Raw genomic sequence first — 19569 nt, forward strand, 5'->3', positions numbered from 1 at the left:
GTAAAAAGTTACATTGAAATTGTAACTTTTTTACCTAATTTACCTGTAGCAGACAACTCATCACTTTTAATATTTTTATCAAAATTAACTAGAATCATCCCTGCAAATTTATCACCTTTGTAAAACTCAATTCTATAAAGATTTCCATTTACATCTATAGAAAATCTCTCTATAAAATCAGCTTTTTTAATGTTTATACCAGCTTCATTGATTTTTCCATCTTGAACAAAACCTATAACATTAACTCTAATACCATCCATTGATTCAACTTCAAAACTTGTATCAACATTTATTATTGAACCCATTTTTATATCTCTTTTTTTGCCATCTATTATCATTGAAACACTTTTTGTTTCATTATCCATCTCTATATAATCTGGTTTCAAACTTGCAACTTTTCTATTTCCATAATGAATTACATAAGTTCCATTATCTTTTAATACTGTAAGTAGTGGAGTTGAAGGTGTAAACTCTAAAGTTCCATCTTTTTTTATAGGGAAATATCTTAAAATATTTCTTATTTGACTAAGAGGTAATTGAATTTTGTCATCATAAAAAGAGATATAAATATCATTGTCAATCACATCTTTTACAGCTATTGGATTTAAATCAAACTTTCTTTCAAACTCAATTCCCATAATATGCATATATTTTTCAAGAGCCAAAAGATGATAATATGTTCGCTCATGAAGTGGTAAATCTTTACTAGCCTCATTTCCAAAAGCTGCTTTACCATTGTTTATGGCAAAATAAGTAAGACTTTTTTCCATCTCCTTGTCACCCATTCTTGTATTTGTATTCTTTACTCTGTAGTTATGGTTATTATTTAAAAGTTTCCCATTTACATACTCACAAACACTTCTTGAAATATCCTCAAGATTTCCATATTGTTCTATTTCAAGATTTCTTTGGTCAATAATAGAACTTTGTCCCCATCTATCAGGAGAGTAAGTCCAGCTCTCATAAACTTCCCTATAAAAACCACTTCCATCATGTAGATTTAAAACAACTTTTACTTCAGGGGAAATGATATATTTTTTTATTCTTTGGATTGCATCATAATCTGGATCAGAAGGAGATAACTGCGCAAATTTTCTATTCATATCTCCATATGGACCTCTTGATCTTTTAATAATTGAATAAAAATTTAGATTTGGTATTACCCATACTGAGCCTTTTTTTATTGTGTAGTGGGTTGAAACAATTGATGCTGCCATAAAAGCTCCTGGTTCATCTCCTTGTATACCACCAACAATTAAAAGTGTATTATTGTCTTGATTTCCTTTTTTTATAAAATCAAAATCAAAATTTTTTATATTTGTACTTGCAAATATATTTTGAACTAAAATTAAAATAAAAACTACTCTAAATAACTTTAACATGCCACGGCTCATATCTTACTCCATCTCTATTATTAATTGTGTATCTCATATCTATATACTTTAAACTCCTCATTTTTATAAACTCTTGGGTTAAGGCAAATCTTGGTGTAAAATTTGCATAACCAAAACCTTTTTTACCCACATCAAAATCTGCAATTGTATGATAAGTGTATGCAGGTGGAGCCAAAGATTTTGAAGCTTCACTCATATTTCCTTCACAATTTGCAAGCTTATCCAAAAAGAGTTTGCTCTGTTTTACAATACTTCGTATTCCTGAAGTTAAAACCATACTCTGCCCAATATCACTTAACATTCTATTGTAGGTCTCATGGGAATGACCTTTAAATAAATAGTGTCCAGTTCCTGATACTTTTATTACATCATTTTTATCTATTTTATCAGTTAGATTTTTTGAAATTCTTTGTCCATAAAATCCATGTATAGAAGGATCATAATAAAATATATACTCAAAAAAGTCCAACTCTTCTTTACTAAAAGAGCCTATACTGCTTATATAATCTGCTAGTTTTATAATTTCATCAAAACTTATAAGATTAAAATTACCATACCCTACATGACTTTGGATTTTTTTTAATTTATTTCGAATAGAAGAGAGTACTTTTATATAATTACTTTCTAAAAAAACATCTTGATAGATATCTCTTTTTTCATTTTGCTCATCAGGAAGCTCTTCAAAAATATCTATTTTTTCAAGATCTAAAATGGGATTAAGAAGATTTAGATTTTGCATAGAAAAAGCATTTTGAGCAGATATAAAAAGTGGAACTGCCGTAACTTTAAGAAAATCTCTTCTATTCATATATTTACAATACCATCTTAATATCTTTATGCTCACCTAATTGTTTATATAACTCTTTTCTATCATCATCATTGTGAACAAGCAGTTCAATGGTGTAGCTCTTGAATTTTCCCTTTTTACTAACATTAGACTCTTTTACACTATGATCTCTATCTCCAAAAATATCCTTTGAGATATATTTTACATTTATAGTCTCTAGTATAACAATCTTATATTTCCATGAACAAGGATATGTTAATTCAAGTTTATGTTGATTTAAATCAATCACTATTTATCCCCTCTTTTAAAATCACCACTTTTACCACCACTTTTACTCTCAAGTTGAACATTAGAGATAACCATAGATTTATCTATTGCTTTAACCATATCATAAATAGTTAGTAAACCAATAGATACACCTGTTAAAGCTTCCATTTCAACCCCTGTTTGCCCAGTTAATTTTGCTGTAACATATAGTTTAAATCCAGGAAGTTTTGGTAACTCTTCAATATCACAATTTATTCCACTAAGATTTAAAGGGTGACACATTGGTATTAAATCACTAGTTTTTTTAACTCCCATAATTGCAGCAACAACTGCTGTTTGAAGTACAGGACCTTTTTTAGTTTTATTATTTATAATAGCATCAAAAGCATCTTGACTCATTGATATCATTCCTGAAGCTACGGCAACTCTTGTAGTATCATTTTTATCTGAGACATCAACCATTTTTGGTCTATCATTATCATCTAAATGCGTTAATTTCAATACTTACCCTTTTGTTATTTATATAAAATTATAACTACAGTTTAGTTAAATTGGAATTAAGTTACTTTTAAATATAATGCAACCCTAAATTTAAAAGAAAGAGGGTGATTTTAGTGCCAGGCATTAAAGTTAAAGATAGCGAATCTTTTGACGAAGCGTACAGAAGGTTTAAGAAACAATGCGATAGAAATCTTATTGTTACTGAAACTAGAGCTAGAAGATTTTTTGAGCCAATGACTGAAAAGAGAAAGAAACAAAAAATTTCTGCTAGAAAGAAAATGCTTAAAAGATTATATATGCTTAGAAGATACGAGTCAAGATTATAAGATTCTGCTATTTCCATTAAATAAGGGCTTATGCCCTTATTTGTTTTAAATACTATTACAAAATATATCTACTAATTTCAATTTTAATAAATTCAACCACTTTTAGCTAATTTACTTAAGATAAAAATTTTGATAAGATATTTCATTATATTTATACCAAGAAAGATTTTAATGAGTAAACTCAAACTATCAATACCTCAACAAGTCGACTATTTAAAAAATAAAGGTATAACCTTCACAGAAGTAGATGAAAACTCTGCAATAAATTTTTTAACATATAATAGTTATTTTTTTAAACTCAAATCTTATAGCAAAAATTATGAAAAAAAACCTAATGGAGAATATATAAATTTAGATTTTGTTTACTTACAAGAATTATCTACTTTAGATATGCATTTTAGAAGATTTACGTTAAGACTTACACTTGATCTTGAACATATGCTAAAAACAAAAATTTTAAGAGATTTTAATCAAAATACATGTTGTGATGGCTATATAATAGTTAATGAATTCCTAGTAAAGTATCCTAAATTAAAAGAACATCTTGAGTCTTTCAATTTTACAGGATATACGGCAAAGGATAATATTTTAAAAAAATATAATCTAAATTTGGCAATTTGGAATTTTATAGAAATAATAGAATTTGGACATTTTATTAATTTTTGTGAATTCTATTATGATAAATATTCAGATAGTATCTATAATGAAATCAAGGGTTTATTATGGTCAATAAAATGTTTAAGAAATTCTTCAGCACATAATAATTGTTTATTACATAAATTAAGACCTCTTGAACACAAATATTTTAAAAGAAATATTAAAATTACACAATTACTAAAAGAAAATATTATTATGTCTCAGAAAACAATAGAGAGAAAAATGCAAATACCTACAATTCATGACTTTATAATTTCATTATTAGCTTATAAACAAATATCAAGTAGTCAAAAGATGGGGAAAGCTTTCAATAAAGACTTACATGATTTAATCAACATAAGATTTAGAAAAAATGAAAAATATTTTGAAAAGAATCCTTTAATAATTAGTAATTACACTTTTCTAAGAAAGGTAATTATTTTTTTAAAGAAATCTTAATACTTTTATTGTTATTATTCTGATAATGAACAAGCAGGGTCTTAAGTAAAGTATTACTTTTGTACCTCTGCGCTTTTTAATAATCACCCTCTAAATATTATCTAACTATTTTATAAAACAATTTTGAGACACTAATTTTATATAATAAAAAGAAAAGGTCTATTATTTATGAAAAATATACTTTTTATCTCAATATTTTTAATATCTTTATGTGCTTCTAGCTTAGAAAATATTCTTACTCATGCAGATTTAGGAAATATAGAAGATAAAAAAGATAATTATGGCAATCAATTTTTCTATCCTATAATATTCTCAGATTATTATGAAAAAGTAGAAGTTTCAATTTCAGATAATGCAAAAGGAAAAGAGATAAAAAAATTACAAGGTTTTATTAATAATGTATATATTAATAGAAATAGTGTAAGTTCTTATGAGAAAGAAATAAAAGAAAAAAAGCTTAAAGACGAATCACTAAAAAATAAAAATGAAGTTAAAATATTTCCCTACTTTAAACTAACGTATTTACCTAAGAAAGTTCCAAAATTTGAAAAAATTATTATACATTTTAATATAGATGACCACAAAAATATACAAAATCTAGATTTTATTCAAAAATCAATATTTACAGTCATTAATGAAGATTTTAAAAAAGCAATATATCAAGCAAGGTTTGATTTTATAAAAAAGAATAATGAAGACATAGTTTTATATTATAAAATTTTGTATAAATAACCTTAATCACTAGGAAATAAATTTATTATAAGATTCTGCTATTTTCCACAAAGGTCAGTTTTTATAACTGGCCTTTTTTTATTTATACTTACACAAAACTATATATTCCAAAAATATTCATTTTTCATATAAATTTCTAAAAAACAATTTTATTTTATTTTTTTTTGATTTTTTTATTTTAGCATAACATAGAATTAATTTATCAAGGGGAAATTATGAAAAAACTTTCTATTGCATTAATGGCTACTACATTAATGAGCGTTTCAATTTTAGCGTCAGACATAAAAAGACCAGAGTGCGTTGCTCCTGCAAAACCAGGTGGAGGATTTGACTTAACTTGTAGAGTTGTTCAAACTGGACTTAAAGATCAATTTGACAGATTAATAAAAGTTACTTTTATGCCTGGTGGTATTGGAGCGGTTGCAATTAATCAATTTAATACAACAAGAACAGATGACCCAAATGCAATTGTAGCATTCTCTTCTGGTTCATTATTAAATATTGCTACAGGTAAATATGGGAAATGGACTGAAAATGATGTTAAATTTTTAGCAACAGCTGGAGCAGATTTTGGTGCAGTAGTTGTAAAAACTAATAGTAAATATAAAACTTTAGATGAGTTGATGACTGATCTTAAAAAAGATGAAAGTAGTGTAGTTGTTGGTGCAGGAGGATCAGTTGGTTCACAAGACTGGATGAAAGGTGCATTATTATTTAAATCTATTAATAAAGATCCAAAAAAAATGAGATATGTTGCTTATGATGGTGGTGGAGATGCGATTGCAGGACTACTTGGAGGAAGTATTGATGTTTATATGGGAGATGTGGGAGAGATGTCATCTCACCTTGACGCAGGAACTATGAGAATCTTAGCAGTTTTATCAACAGAGAGATTACCTGAACCATTTTCAAAATATCCAACAGCTATTGAACAAGGTTATGATGCAGAGTGGACAATCTTAAGAGGTTACTATATGGGTAAAAATGTTTCTGAAGAGGCTTATAATACTTGGGTTTCAGCATTTGAAAAAGCATATAAAGATCCTGAATTTAAAAAACTTCAAGAAGAGAAAGGTCTTTTTCCTTTAAATATGGCAGGTGCAGAACTTGACAAATCAGTTAAAGAGAGAATTGCAAAACTTAGAGCTCTTGCTAAAGACGCAGGACTTATCAAGTAACTAAAAGTAGTGGTTTAATTAAACCACTACTTTATTTTAAGGAGTTTAGATGATTGCGGATAGAGTATTTGCATCTATATCATTATTGTTAATTATAATATATGGATATATTGCTTTTTATATAATAAAAGCACCTTTTCAATATGATCCATTAGGTCCAGAGAGTTGGCCTCAAATTTTGTCAATTGTTTCAGGCTTTTGTGCCTTATATCTACTTATTAAACCTGATAATATCTCTTTAGATATATCAAAATCAATATTTTTAAGATTGGTTATTGTAACTATTTTACTATTTGGATATTCGTTTGCTTATGAGGCATTAGGTTTTATCTTTGCAACAGTTTTGTTTTGTGGATTATTTTCTCGTTTATTGGGAGCAAATAGTTTAAATTCAATATATTTTGGTCTAGCTTTAGGAATTTTAGGTTATATACTTTGTGCTTTAATCCTAGAATTAAATCTACCTGCTGGTCCACTTGAAAATTTTTTAGGACAATTTTATGGATGAAGTATTATTAGGGCTTTCTCATGGTTTTAGTGTTGCACTTTTACCAACAAATCTAATGCTTGTATTACTTGGATGTTTTGCAGGTACATTAATTGGTGCCCTACCTGGTATTGGACCAATTAATGGTGTTGCAATTTTACTACCAATTGCTTATAGTTTTGGCTTAGCACCAGAATCTGCATTAATTTTACTTGCAGGTATCTATTATGGAGCTGAGTATGGTGGAAGGATATCATCAATTCTTCTTAATGTTCCAGGGGATGCTGGAGCTGTTATGAGTACCTTAGATGGGAATCCAATGGCTAAAAAAGGTGAAGCTGGACGTGCATTATCACTCTCTGCTGTTGCATCTTTTGTTGGTGGTACATTAGCTGTAGTTTTATTAGCAATGTTTGGTCCAATGTTAGCTAAATTTGCTGTTAAGTTTAATCCCGCAGATTATGTTGCCTTAATGATTTTTGCTTTTGCTAGCTTATCTTCTTTAGTTGGTAAAAACGCAATTAAATCACTTTTTGCAGCTATGATAGGGTTAATGCTTGCTTCAATTGGTATTGATGCAAATACAGGTGTTCCAAGATTTACTTTTGATATTCCTGATATTTTAGCTGGTATTGATTTCTTAGTTGTTGTTATTGGTCTTTTTGGTATGGCTGAACTATTCCACTTGGTTGAACAACAAGTTAGAGGAAATCTTAAACTTCTTCCAATTGGAAAAAGTTTTGTAAGCTTTAAAGACCTTATGTTAGTAAAATGGACTATTCTTAGATCATCTCTAATTGGATTTTTTGTTGGTGTTTTACCTGGAACGGGTGCTTCTGTTGCCTCTGCTATTACATATGGAACAGAAAAAAGACTTGTTGGAGACAAAGGAGAGTTTGGGAAAGGTGATCCAAGAGGATTAGCTGCTCCTGAAGCTGCAAATAATGCCTCTGCTGGTGGAGCAATGGTACCAATGCTAACTTTAGGTATCCCAGGATCTGGAACAACAGCAATTTTATTAGGAGCTTTACTACTATTTAATGTACAGCCAGGGCCTTTGATGTTTGAACAAAGACCAGAAATTGCTTGGGGTTTAATTGCATCAATGTTTATTGGTAACTTTGCACTTTTAGTAATTAACTTACCATTAGTTGGTATGTTTGCAAGATTGTTAACAATCCCTCAACAATATTTAACCCCTATGATTGCTGTATTGGCATTTATTGGTGTTTACTCTGTTGTTGGTAATCCATTTGATCTTTATATGATTATAGCGCTTGGTATATTAGGGTGGGTATTAAGAAAATTAGAGTTCTCTTTAGCACCTGTTATTCTTGGTTTTGTTCTTGGTCACTTATTTGAAGATAATTTAAGAAGAGCACTATCAATATCTGCGGGTGATTGGAACATCTTATACCAATCTACTAATGCTGTTGTGCTATATATATTAACTGTATTTATTATTTTTGTACCTATACTATTAAGAGTGTATAGAAAAAAAGCTAATAAAAGTAATTAACAAAGGGTATTTATGAGTTATAAAAAGTTTTTTTTCCCAGTTGGTGGTGGTGATGAGTTAAGAGAGCGACTTTATGGTGCTATATTAGTTGCAAAACACTTTAATGTACATCTTGAAATTCTTCATTGTCTTCCAGGATTAGAGTCACAAACTAGTTTTAACATTCCAAAATTTGTTCTTGATGAATTAAAAGGTGCACTTGAGGATCACTATAAAACAGATAATAATGATTTCCAGAAACTACTTGTGGAAGTTGCAAATGAGTTAAATGTTCCAATAAGTGAAAAAGTACTTGAGAACCAAGCTACCGTTTTCCCTGAGATAAAAAGTGGAAATAGAAGTGCTATTGTAGAACAAGAGTCTAAATTTTGTGATTTAGTTGTAGCAGCTACACCACCAAATGCAGTTATGACAGCAACTTTTGAAGCAAGTGTACTTCAAAGTGGTAAACCAGTTATTATGATTCCTAGAATAATGAAAAAATTTGATACCAAATCTATTGTTATTGGATGGAATAACTCACCTGAAGCTTCAAGGGCTATTACCTCATCATTGGAGATTTTAAAACAAGCAAAAAGAGTTCATATTGTTTCATCAAAAGAGTATGCCTCTGATATTTCAAAATTAGAAAAAATACAAAAATATCTAGCTAGACATGGCATTAACTCAACAGCAGAACTTGTAAAGACTCTTAAATCTCCAGGGGAAACCATTTTTAAAGCTGCCAAAGATGGCAACTTTGATATGATTGTTGCTGGAGCATTTAGCCATAAAGGTCTTAGAGAAATGATGTTTGGTGGAGCTACAAAATATCTATTTGAGCATACTGATATACCTGTATTTATGACCCATTAAAAATATAAAAATTTATTAGATAATACAAAAAGAGAATATTTTATGAAAAAAATAATGATAACATTTGGAATAGGACTTATTGGAGTATTTATTTTCAAATTGTTATCATTACCTCTTCCTTGGATGATGGGACCTGTTTTAACTGTTGCTATTGCAAGTAATCTACCAAATATTACTACTCAAAAACTAACTTCTAAAATTGCAAATCCAGGAAGAATGGTAATTGGAGTAACAGTAGGAAGTGCCTTTAGTGCTTCGATAATAAATGATTTACATCACTATATGTTTAGTATACTTCTAATTATTCCTTTTGTTCTTGTTTCAACTGTATTTGGAGTTTTATATTATCACAAACTTGGTGGTATTGATAAAAACAGTGCTTTCTTTGCCTCTCAGCCAGGAGGTTTTGTTGAGATGGTTATGCTTGCACAAAGTGCAGGAGCTGATGTTAGAAAAGTAATACTTGCCCAATCTTCAAGACTTATGATTATTGTATTAGCTCTTCCATTTTTAATACATGCCTTTCTTAATATTGAACTTCCAAAATCAAGCGCAGGAAGCCTTCTCCCTTCAATTATAGATATAGATATAAAAGATGGATTACTAATGCTTTTTTGTGGTTTATCTGGATGGTGGTTTGCTACTAAAATCAAAATGGGCGCAGCAAGCCTATTAGGCCCAATGATAATAAGTATAATATTTTATATTTTAGATTTAATTCACACTAGACCACCATTTGAACTTATAAATATTGTTCAGTTAATTTTAGGTGCATCTATTGGTTCATCTTTTAGTGGCATTGGTTTTAAAGAGTTTAGTAAGACTCTGCTTTTTGGTGCAGGTCACTTTATAGTATTATTGATATTATCACTAATTTTTGGCGTTTTTTCAGTTTGGATTACTGGAGAGAATTGGTTATCTGTACTATTGGCATTCTCGCCAGGGGGACAAAGTGATATGAATTTGATAGCTATTTTAGTAGGTGCAAATGTTCCATTTGTGGCACTGCATCACACATTTAGACTATTTATAGTAATGGCCATCTTACCTATTATGCATAGATATTTTGAAAAATTTACAAAAGACAAGAGCTTCTAACTTAGACACAAATTTCAAATCTTGCACCTTCTTTAGTGTTAGAAACTTTAATTGTTCCCTCCATATTTTTCTCTATTATAATTTTTGACATATAAAGACCAATACCTCTACCACAATCATATTTTGTTGTGTAATATGGCTCAAAGATACGTTCCAAAGTATCCTCTTTGATTCCACCTGCATTATCTGTAAGGCTTAAACATGTTTTTCCATTGTGCTTTACTATCTCAATAGTGATTTTTGGATTTGAGATCTTTCTTTCTATAAATATATCTTTTGCATTTGAGAAAATATTAAGAATAACTTGTGAATACTCATTGGCATAACCATATATTGGATTTTCCTTATCAACTTTAATATCTATTTCAATTCCATGAAAATCAAAAGATGATTTTATAATTTTAATTGCATTATATAAAGACTCTGATACCAAAAAATTCTCTTTCATTTTATTAGGGTTAAAGAAATTCCTAAAATCATCAATTGTATGGGACATATACTCAATAATATCATCTGCTTCATTAATTACTTTCTCTAAATATTTATCATCAAGCTCTTTATAACTATAAGCTGAAGAGATATCCATAAACAATCCAGAAATATGACTAAGAGGTTGTCTCCATTGATGAGCAATATTACCTATCATCTCTCCCATTGCCGCCATTTTTGATTGCTGTATTAGGATCTGCTCTTGTTCTCTTTTTTCACTAATAAGATTTATTCTTTCTGTAATATCTCTAATTGAGGCAAAAATGATTTTTTCATTCTCTATATCTATCCAGACAAATGTAAACTCAACTGTTTTTTTATTCTCTAAATGATCCAAAAATTCTGTTCTATAATATCCAGAGGGTTGTATTTGAACCTTTTCAAAATCTATTTGTGGGAAAAAAATCTTTAAAGATTTAGATAAAAGCTCCTCTTTATTAAGATTTGCCAAAGTTGTTGACTTAGGATTTGCATCCACAATCTCAAAGTTTCTATTTGCCAATAAAAAAGAGTCATTACTATGTTGATATAAAGCTTGATATTTATTTGATTCAATATCAGCTCTTTTTTGATAATTTATCAAAAGCTTTTCAATTTTTTTTACTAAAAAGATTGAAAAGAAGAAAAACATTATTGCAATAATTACACTTAAAAAGATTAAGTCAGATATCTTGCCATTCAAACTTCTCTCAGAATTATATTTTTTTAATTCTATTGTTTTATATAGTTCTTTTAAATTTTCGCCAACACCTATTACCCATCTATATTGATTTAGTATTGAGATATAGATTAAATAGTGAGTATTCTTATATTTTATGTTTTTTGAATATATCCCTCTAAAACCATTGCTTAGGAAAATCTCACTAATTGTATTTTGTAAACTTTTATCTTGTAAAGCTGTTATTGAATCTTTATTACCTAGTTGAAGTAAAGGTTCTGAAAAATTTCCAGACATATTGTAACTCTTCAAATAATCAACATATAAAAAGGTGTCATCTGTAAATTTATATTTTGACAATTTTTGAAGGATTGTCTCTTTAATTATTGTTTCTATTGCCTCTTTAGAGGTATAGGCTCCCACAACTAAATCAAGAGAGGGGATATATCTTACAAAAGCAATATTATCAGAAAGTGTTGATTTATTTGGTGTATACCATATGTAATTAATTGGGCTATCAATTTTGTTTTTAGCTTTTTTTATCATCTCTTTAACATAAGTAAAGCCCTTTACATCTTCAAAATCTAAATAGTTTTTTCCTTCTGCTTTTGGATTATTTGGATTCCAAAATAGTCTCCCATCACCCAAAAAAGCAAAAGGATTTATATTTTTATTTGAATTATATTTTTTCAAAATCTCTTTAATCTCTTTTTGATTTTTAGTATTTATTATATTTAGTGTTTTAGAGATAGATTCAACAAAATTATTTACTTTTTCTAACTCAGATTTTTTTATAAAAGATTGATCAAAACTAATCTCATTTAAAATCATTTTTAAACTATTATCTAGATATCTCTTTTTATTATCAATTAGCTCTTTTTCAACTCTTTTCATCTCTTGTTTAAAATTTCTATTTTCAATAACTATTAAAAAATAACTTACAATTGAAGTAACTGTAATAATTACAATAGTTGAACTAAAAAGGAGAATACGCTTAAGACCAGTCTCTTTCATATTAGTTTTCCATTTTATACCCCATACCAGAAATATTTTGGATGGATTCTTCTAAATTAAATTTTTTACGGATATTTCCAACAAGTGTTCTTAAAGAGTAGATACTCATTGGTTCATCGTACCATATATGAGATTCAATCTCTTCATATTTTACCACCCTATGAGCATTTTTTGTAAGTAATTCTAAAAATAAAAACTCTTTTTTTGTAAGATGAAACTCTTTATCCTTATTAATCAAAATACTATTTTCAACATCAAGGGTAATATTTTTTCCAAGGGAAAGTTTTTTGGTATTTCCAAACTGCTCTATTGCTTTTTCTAAAGCAGGTATCAAGTTTCTTTGATTTAAAGGTTTAACAATATATCTTACAATATCAAGTTCAATTGCATCTATTAGATTTTGCTCTTCAGTAAATGCAGTAGTTATTATTATTCTAGTCTTTTTATCTTTTTCTCTAATTTTCTTAACCATAGAGATACCATCAAGAAGTGGCATTTTTAAGTCTGTAATAATTATATCTGGATGAAACTTTTCATGCTTTTCAAGACCATCTAGTCCATTAGTTGCTTCATAAACAGTTTGAAACATTCTATTTAAAATTCTGCTATTTACACTTCTAATACCTTCATCATCTTCAATATAAAGGAGTCTTAAATGAGAGAATTCTTTATTAATTGTCATAATTTTTCCTTCTAAAAGATTTTTCTTTTGCCATATAATTATAAAAAACCCAACTCTTTCATAAGAGAACTTATACTCTTCTCTTGCTCTTCCAAAAATTGCCTAAACTCTTTTTTGGGCTGATAAAGATCAGACCATCCATTTTTCTTTCTAACTTCTTTCCATTGTGTAGTATCATACATCTCTTTTAAAATATTTGCAAATTTGTCAACTTGTTTTTCACTCATTCCAGGAGCAGCAAAAAACCCTCTCCAGTTTGCAAAACTCATATCTACTCCAAGGGATTTAAAAGTTGGAATATCTTCAATCCCTTTTATTGGTTCTAAAGATGTTACAGCTATTATTTTTACTTTTCCTAATCTATATTTTTCTAAAACCTCACCAAGCCCTGTTGAAAGTACATCAATCTCTCCAGAAATCAAAGCATTAAATGCCTTTCCACCTGCATCATAGGATATATATTTTACCAGTTTAGGATCATATCCTGCAGCTTTAAAAATTTGTGCAGAGACTATATGATCCAAACTTCCTCTGCTTGATCCACCACCAATTTTTAGTTTTCGTGGATTTTTTTTAAATTTTATTAAAATATCATTCCAGCTTTTAAGTGAAGAATCTTCTCTTACTGCTAATACTTGATAATCTGTAATGATTGAAGCAATTAATGTAAGATCACGAAAAGATTGTGGGAAATAATTTTGTAAAGACTTAATTACAATTGGTGTTGAATTTATCATCATTGTATTATTCTGTTTTTTTAATGTTTCAATAAGGTAAGATAGAGCTTTACCTCCACCATAACCTGACATATTTTCAAAAGATACAGAGTTTGCAAGTTTAGCTTTAAGTAAAACTTCACCTACACTTCTAGCTGTACTATCCCAACCTCCTCCAATACCTCCTGGAATTAAAAAATGTATATTATCAATTGTATTTGTATTTGAAGCGTTAATTATATTAGTAGCAAACATACAAGCTACAGCAAGTTTTTTAAGTATTGTTATTAACTTCATAGCTATCCTCTATAAATATGGCCATTGTCATGATAATAAAGTAAAAAAATTAAAATAAAATAAAATCAAACAATAAATTTACTATTATTTATTAATTATGAATATTTATATACACACTTTGACTCTAATTTTGTATTCATAGTAATATTTAGATAATATCTTTTAATAATTTTGATTAAAGGAAATAAATAAAGCTAATCATCTAGCTTTTTATGCCAATGAAAACTATCTTTTTATTACATACTCTTTTTTTATCTCTATTTGCAACAATTACACCTGATTATTTTACAAAAGAGGGCTTCTGCGTTGTTGAAACAAAAGAACAAAAAATATTAGGACTTACCCGTTTTAATACAAAAAAAGAGTTTCAAAAAAGTTGTAACTCTAAAATGATATTTAAATATAAAGAAGATAGATGCAGATACTTTACAATGAAGAGTATGAAGTTTAATATCTATATAGAAGATAGAGATCAAAAAACTCTTTTTAGAGTAGGAGAAATTAGAGAAGTATGCGGGAAAACTATTATTGAAGAGATAATTGATTAGGCATAAAAGCTAAGTAGACTTAATATAAATAGTGGACCCACAACTACAGCAACAACTCCAATTAGTAGAAAATCTTTTGAATTTAATTTACCTGAGGAATAAGCTATTGCATTAGGAGGTGTTGATACTGGAAGAATCATTGCACATGATGCACAAAGAGCAATACTTATTACCATAAATTCTACCATTGATGAGCCAAGACTACTTACAAGAGCAACAACCAAAGGAAGCATTATATTTGTTGCTGCTGTATTACTCATAAAATTTGAGATAAGAATAACAATCAAAGCAAATATGGTAGCAATCAAAAATGGGTTTAATCCGCCTATATCAAAGATTGTGCCTATCCACACATCTAAACCAGTTTTTGTTACTCCTGCACCTAAAGACAATCCACCTATTATTAATATAATTACATCCCATCTAATTTCATTTATATCATTTGTATCAATAATTCCAAATATTGTAAAAATTACAATAGGAAGTAAAGATACAACTGGTGTTGGAATATGATGAAAGGGTCCTGTAAGCCAAAGTAATACAGTAATAGAAAAAACAAAAATTACTAATATTTTTTTCCAGCTTGGTATTGTGGGGATTTTTGTGAAAGTTGTAGTTGAATCATCGTAATGGTTTACTCTTTTAATTTTGTCAATATCAATAAGTTCTTCAGTTGATTTATACATTTTTAAAATAACCCACCTGAAAATAATTGCAATTAATATTGCAGGAGGTAAAGCCATAACCATCCACTCTAAAAATGATGGGGCACTGTTTCCTAATATTCCAACTGCAATTGCATTGGGAGGTGTTCCAATTATTGTTCCCATACCTCCAATATTTGCAGCAACTACAACGCCTAATAACATACCTTTTTGAAAAGGATTATGATCTTCCATACTTTTTATCATAGGAATTAGTATTGTCATCATCATAGCTGTAGTTGCAGTATTTGATATAAACATTGAAAAAACAAAAGTAATAAGCATTACACCTGTTAAAATATTATGTGGAGCCTTGCCAAAATAAAAAAGTACACTTTTTGCCAACCACAAATCAAGTTTAGTTTTAGATGCAGCTATTGCTAAAATAAAACCTGAGAGGAATAAAAATATTAAAGGTGATGACCAGGATTTAAGATAAAAAATCCACTCTTTTGAATTACTATCGAAGTTAAAATCATGATAACTTAAAAGAAATATTTCAAGGACAATTATCAGAAAAGAGACAGCAAAGGCAGGAATAGCCTCACTCATCCATAAAAAAGCAGAAAAGCACAAAATAAAGAGCATTAAACTTGCATCCTTACTCAAACCTATATAATCTGGAAATATAGAGATTAAAAGAGCCATAAGTAAAGAGAATAAAAATTTAGTAACAGAGTGCCTTAGAGAAAATTTTATTTTTTTACTCTTTAACCTATTTATATTTATCATTTGCCTTTTCCCAATAAAGAATTAATGATTATATAATATAAAACTTATATAATCGTGACTTTTTTTATTCCAAAAAGAAAAAAGAAATAAAGCAATATAAATATGCTTAATAAGAGCAAAAATAAAAAGAATGACATCATAAAAGTCTATATTTGGTAAAAGTTAAACAAAGATGTAATAAAACAAATAATAAAGAGAGAGGAGAGATAAAATTTAGATAAAAAAAAAGCTCTTAGCTAAATCATGAAGGTAATGATTAAGCTAAAAGCTTGATTAAAAATATTTTGTCCCTGAAAAAGATGCAAATCTTTTTAAGCATAAATACTCAAGAGCTGGCAGTGGCTTACGTTTCCACCCCCGTAGGGGGCAGTATTATCAGCGCAGAGGTGCTTGACTTCCAGGTTCGGAATGGAGCTGGGTATTTCCACCTCGCTATAACCACCAGCAATATGAGTAAAGAAAGTATTTTAAAAAATATATCTCTTTACTCACATTATATAATGAGTTTAAATGTTAAATGTCTTTATTGTTTTCTTTTATTCATATCATTTAGATATACACGCTTACGAGTTAAACTCAATAAGATAGTAAACCAAGAAATTAAAAATAAGCCAAACGATCTATTAGTACTAGTCAGCTAAATGACTTTCATCACTTACACATCTAGCCTATCAACCAGCTAGTCTTGCTGGGATCTTCAGGGAAAGTTCATCTTAGAGTTGGCTTCGAGCTTAGATGCTTTCAGCTCTTATCACATCCGTACGTAGCTACCCAACGATGCTCTTGGCAGAACAATTGGTACACTAGTGGTACGTTCATCCCGGTCCTCTCGTACTAGGGACAAATCTCTTCAACTTTCCTACGCCCACGGAAGATAGGGACCGAACTGTCTCACGACGTTCTGAACCCAGCTCGCGTACCGCTTTAAATGGCGAACAGCCATACCCTTGGGACCTGCTCCAGCCCCAGGATGCGATGAGCCGACATCGAGGTGCCAAACCTCCCCGTCGATGTGAGCTCTTGGGGGAGATCAGCCTGTTATCCCCGGCGTACCTTTTATCCTTTGAGCGATGGCCCTTCCACACAGAACCACCGGATCACTATGACCGACTTTCGTCTCTGTTCGAGTTGTCTCTCTCACAGTCAAGCTAGTTTATGCCATTATACTCAACTGGCGATTTCCATCCGCCATGAACTAACCTTTGTAAGCCTCCGTTACTTTTTAGGAGGCGACCGCCCCAGTCAAACTACCCACCAGACATTGTCCTGAATAGGGATAACCTATCGCAGTTAGTAACTCAAATATTCAAGGGTGGTATCTCAAGGATGGCTCCACGTATACTGGCGTCTACGTTTCAAAGCCTCCCACCTATCCTGCACATGAATATCCAAGCTACAGTGTCAAGCTGTAGTAAAGGTGCACGGGGTCTTTCCGTCTTTCCGCGGGTAGGAGGAATTTTCACCTCCACTACAATTTCACTGGATCCCTGGTTGAGACAGCTCCCATCTCGTTACGCCATTCATGCAGGTCGGTATTTAACCGACAAGGAATTTCGCTACCTTAGGACCGTTATAGTTACGGCCGCCGTTTACTCGGGCTTCGATCAAATGCTTCGCAGAGCTAACATCATCAATTAACCTTCGAGCACCGGGCAGGCGTCACACCTTATACATCCACTTACGTGTTAGCAAAGTGCTGTGTTTTTGGTAAACAGTCGGGAGGGACTCTTTGTTGCAACCTCTTTAGCTTTTTGGAGCAAGTCCATATACCAAAGTAGGCACACCTTATACCGAAGATACGGTGCTAGTTTGCAGAGTTCCTTAACCAGGGTTCTTCCACGCGCCTTAGAATACTCATCCCACCCACCTGTGTCGGTTTACGGTACGGGCAATATATAATATACTTAGTGGCTTTTCTTGGCACGACAGTATCATCGATTCTCTATCTCCTCCGAAGAGTGTCAAGAGCCTGTAAGATCTCGGTCTAACGTAATCCGGATTTGCCTAAATTACAACCTACATCCTTCGAGCCACACTTCCATCCGTGACCTCGATTAACTCTATGCGTCCCCACATCGCGCTTATATATTGGTATTGGAATATTAACCAATTTGCCATCGTCTACCCCTTTCGGACTCGACTTAGGACCCGACTAACCCTACGATGACGAGCATCGCGTAGGAAACCTTGGGTTTTCGGCGAAGAGGATTCTCACCTCTTTTCTCGCTACTCATGCCTGCATGCTCACTTCTATCCGCTCCAACGCTCCTTACCGGTACATCTTCAACGCTGAATAGAACGCTCTCCTACCACTCATAATAAATTATGAATCTAAAGCTTCGGTGTACATCTTAGCCCCGTTATATTTTCCGCGCAGAATCACTAGACCAGTGAGCTGTTACGCTTTCTTTAAAGGGTGGCTGCTTCTAAGCCAACCTCCTGGTTGTCACAGTAACTCCACATCGTTTTCCACTTAGATGTAACTTTGGGACCTTAGCTGTTAGTCTGGGTTGTTCCCCTCTCGACGATTGATTTTATCACCCACCGCCTGACTCCCTAGATTACACGTATAGTATTCGAAGTTTGATAGGGTTTGGTACCGCGGTAAGCAGCCCTAGCCCATTCAGTGCTCTACCCCTATACGCTACTACTAGAGGCTATACCTAAATATATTTCGGAGAGAACCAGCTATCACGAAGTTTGATTGGCCTTTCACCCCTATCCACAAGTCATCCGGAGACTTTTCAACGTCCGTCGGTTCGGTCCTCCACTAGCTCTTACACCAGCTTCAACCTGCTCATGGATAGATCACTTCGTTTCGGGTCTGCAGCATCTGACTAATTCGCCCTATTAAGACTCGCTTTCGCTACGGCTTCACACTTGGCTTAACCTTGCCAGATACCACAACTCGCAGGCTCATTATGCAAAAGGCAGTCCATCACCCTGATAAATCATAGGGCTCTGAATGATTGTAAGCTAATGGTTTCAGGTTCTATTTCACTCCCCTCACTGGGGTACTTTTCACCTTTCCCTCACGGTACTTGTTCACTATCGATCTGTAAGTAGTATTTAGGGTTGGAAGGTGGTCCTCCCATATTCAGACAAAATATCACGTGTTCCGCCCTACTCGTTCCTTAGTCTAGTACCACATTAAAAATTTCGCATACGAGACTTTCACTCTCTATGGTTTACCTTTCCAGGTAATTCTACTATTTAAAATGCTATCACTAAGCGCCCTAATCCCATTTCGCTCGCCGCTACTTTGGGAATCTCAATTGATTTCTTTTCCTCTGGCTACTGAGATGTTTCACTTCACCAGGTTCGCTTCCTTTAAAAAGGATAGTATGCATAACATACTGGGTTGTCCCATTCGGAAATCACTGGATCAAAGCCTCTTGACGGCTCCCCAATGCTTATCGCAGTCTAGTACGTCCTTCATCGCCTCTTACAGTCAAGGCATCCACCATTAGCCCTTTATAGCTTATTGAGA

The 19569-nt window shown here is 31.4% G+C and carries 17 protein-coding genes and 2 rRNA genes; 9 read left to right on the plus strand and 10 right to left on the minus strand.

Annotated features, from left to right (window positions below):
* Positions 1 to 8 precede the first annotated feature (8 nt).
* From AEBR_RS14805 to moaC, 4 genes are read right to left on the minus strand one after another with little or no spacing between them, the layout of a single operon-like run.
* Positions 9 to 1394 carry a M14 family metallopeptidase gene (locus tag AEBR_RS14805; protein ID WP_129087172.1) on the minus strand — a complete coding sequence of 462 codons (1386 nt, stop codon included), beginning with the start codon at positions 1392 to 1394 and terminating at the stop codon, positions 9 to 11.
* Complete coding sequence (locus AEBR_RS14810; protein ID WP_129087173.1) at positions 1366 to 2202, minus strand: M15 family metallopeptidase; 837 nt, start codon at positions 2200 to 2202, stop codon at positions 1366 to 1368. Before AEBR_RS14810 ends, AEBR_RS14805 begins: the two co-directional genes overlap by 29 nt.
* Positions 2203 to 2206: 4 nt before the next feature.
* Entirely contained in the window at positions 2207 to 2470 is a 264-nt protein-coding gene (locus AEBR_RS14815) for an HP0495 family protein (protein WP_128983726.1), read from the minus strand.
* A complete protein-coding gene (gene moaC / locus AEBR_RS14820) occupies positions 2470 to 2949 on the minus strand; it encodes a cyclic pyranopterin monophosphate synthase MoaC (RefSeq protein WP_129087174.1) in 480 nt (159 codons plus the stop codon). Before moaC ends, AEBR_RS14815 begins: the two co-directional genes overlap by 1 nt.
* 113 nt (positions 2950 to 3062) lie before the next feature.
* Between moaC and rpsU the strand changes: the two genes are divergently transcribed.
* The 8 genes from rpsU (at position 3063) to AEBR_RS14860 (ending at position 10239) form a co-directional block, all read left to right on the plus strand.
* The gene (gene rpsU / locus AEBR_RS14825; protein ID WP_128983721.1) at positions 3063 to 3275 is read left to right on the plus strand and encodes a 30S ribosomal protein S21; all 213 of its coding nucleotides are present in this window, start codon (positions 3063 to 3065) and stop codon (positions 3273 to 3275) included.
* A gap of 171 nt (positions 3276 to 3446) precedes the next feature.
* On the plus strand, positions 3447 to 4370 hold the full coding sequence (locus AEBR_RS14830) for an Abi family protein (RefSeq protein ID WP_129087175.1): 924 nt from the start codon (positions 3447 to 3449) through the stop codon (positions 4368 to 4370).
* A 168-nt stretch (positions 4371 to 4538) separates the two neighbouring features.
* Positions 4539 to 5102 carry a hypothetical protein gene (locus AEBR_RS14835; RefSeq protein WP_129087176.1) on the plus strand — a complete coding sequence of 188 codons (564 nt, stop codon included), beginning with the start codon at positions 4539 to 4541 and terminating at the stop codon, positions 5100 to 5102.
* Between the two features lie 215 nt (positions 5103 to 5317).
* Entirely contained in the window at positions 5318 to 6280 is a 963-nt protein-coding gene (locus tag AEBR_RS14840; RefSeq protein ID WP_129087177.1) for a Bug family tripartite tricarboxylate transporter substrate binding protein, read from the plus strand.
* Between the two features lie 49 nt (positions 6281 to 6329).
* Positions 6330 to 6788 (plus strand): tripartite tricarboxylate transporter TctB family protein, encoded by a 459-nt coding sequence (locus AEBR_RS14845; RefSeq protein ID WP_206732669.1) that lies wholly within the window; start codon positions 6330 to 6332, stop codon positions 6786 to 6788.
* Complete coding sequence (locus tag AEBR_RS14850; protein ID WP_129087178.1) at positions 6781 to 8286, plus strand: tripartite tricarboxylate transporter permease; 1506 nt, start codon at positions 6781 to 6783, stop codon at positions 8284 to 8286. Before AEBR_RS14845 ends, AEBR_RS14850 begins: the two co-directional genes overlap by 8 nt.
* Before the next feature lie 12 nt (positions 8287 to 8298).
* On the plus strand, positions 8299 to 9141 hold the full coding sequence (locus tag AEBR_RS14855) for a universal stress protein (RefSeq protein ID WP_129087179.1): 843 nt from the start codon (positions 8299 to 8301) through the stop codon (positions 9139 to 9141).
* Between the two features lie 42 nt (positions 9142 to 9183).
* Positions 9184 to 10239, plus strand: a complete 1056-nt coding sequence (locus AEBR_RS14860) for an AbrB family transcriptional regulator (protein ID WP_129087180.1) — start codon at positions 9184 to 9186, stop codon at positions 10237 to 10239.
* A gap of 1 nt (position 10240) precedes the next feature.
* Here AEBR_RS14860 and AEBR_RS14865 read toward each other — a convergent pair whose 3' ends face one another.
* From AEBR_RS14865 to AEBR_RS14875, 3 genes are read right to left on the minus strand one after another with little or no spacing between them, the layout of a single operon-like run.
* Entirely contained in the window at positions 10241 to 12400 is a 2160-nt protein-coding gene (locus tag AEBR_RS14865; protein ID WP_129087181.1) for a cache domain-containing protein, read from the minus strand.
* 1 nt (position 12401) lies between these two features.
* Positions 12402 to 13082 (minus strand): response regulator transcription factor, encoded by a 681-nt coding sequence (locus AEBR_RS14870; RefSeq protein WP_129087182.1) that lies wholly within the window; start codon positions 13080 to 13082, stop codon positions 12402 to 12404.
* A 38-nt stretch (positions 13083 to 13120) separates the two neighbouring features.
* Positions 13121 to 14095, minus strand: a complete 975-nt coding sequence (locus AEBR_RS14875) for a tripartite tricarboxylate transporter substrate binding protein (protein ID WP_129087183.1) — start codon at positions 14093 to 14095, stop codon at positions 13121 to 13123.
* Between the two features lie 212 nt (positions 14096 to 14307).
* On the opposite strand from AEBR_RS14875, the gene AEBR_RS14880 reads away from it, so the two are divergent.
* The gene (locus AEBR_RS14880) at positions 14308 to 14643 is read left to right on the plus strand and encodes a hypothetical protein (RefSeq protein WP_129087184.1); all 336 of its coding nucleotides are present in this window, start codon (positions 14308 to 14310) and stop codon (positions 14641 to 14643) included.
* Here AEBR_RS14880 and AEBR_RS14885 read toward each other — a convergent pair.
* The 3 genes from AEBR_RS14885 to AEBR_RS14895 form a co-directional block, all read right to left on the minus strand.
* Positions 14640 to 16079, minus strand: coding sequence for an SLC13 family permease (locus AEBR_RS14885; RefSeq protein WP_129087185.1), 1440 nt, complete (start codon positions 16077 to 16079; stop codon positions 14640 to 14642). The two genes, AEBR_RS14880 and AEBR_RS14885, sit on opposite strands and share 4 nt — an antisense overlap.
* A 330-nt stretch (positions 16080 to 16409) precedes the next feature.
* Positions 16410 to 16525 (minus strand): 5S ribosomal RNA (gene rrf, locus AEBR_RS14890).
* 156 nt (positions 16526 to 16681) lie between these two features.
* Positions 16682 to 19566 (minus strand): 23S ribosomal RNA (locus tag AEBR_RS14895).
* Positions 19567 to 19569: the final 3 nt, after the last annotated feature.

This window comes from Halarcobacter ebronensis (assembly GCF_013201825.1).
GTDB classification, from domain to species: Bacteria; Campylobacterota; Campylobacteria; order Campylobacterales; family Arcobacteraceae; genus Halarcobacter; species Halarcobacter ebronensis.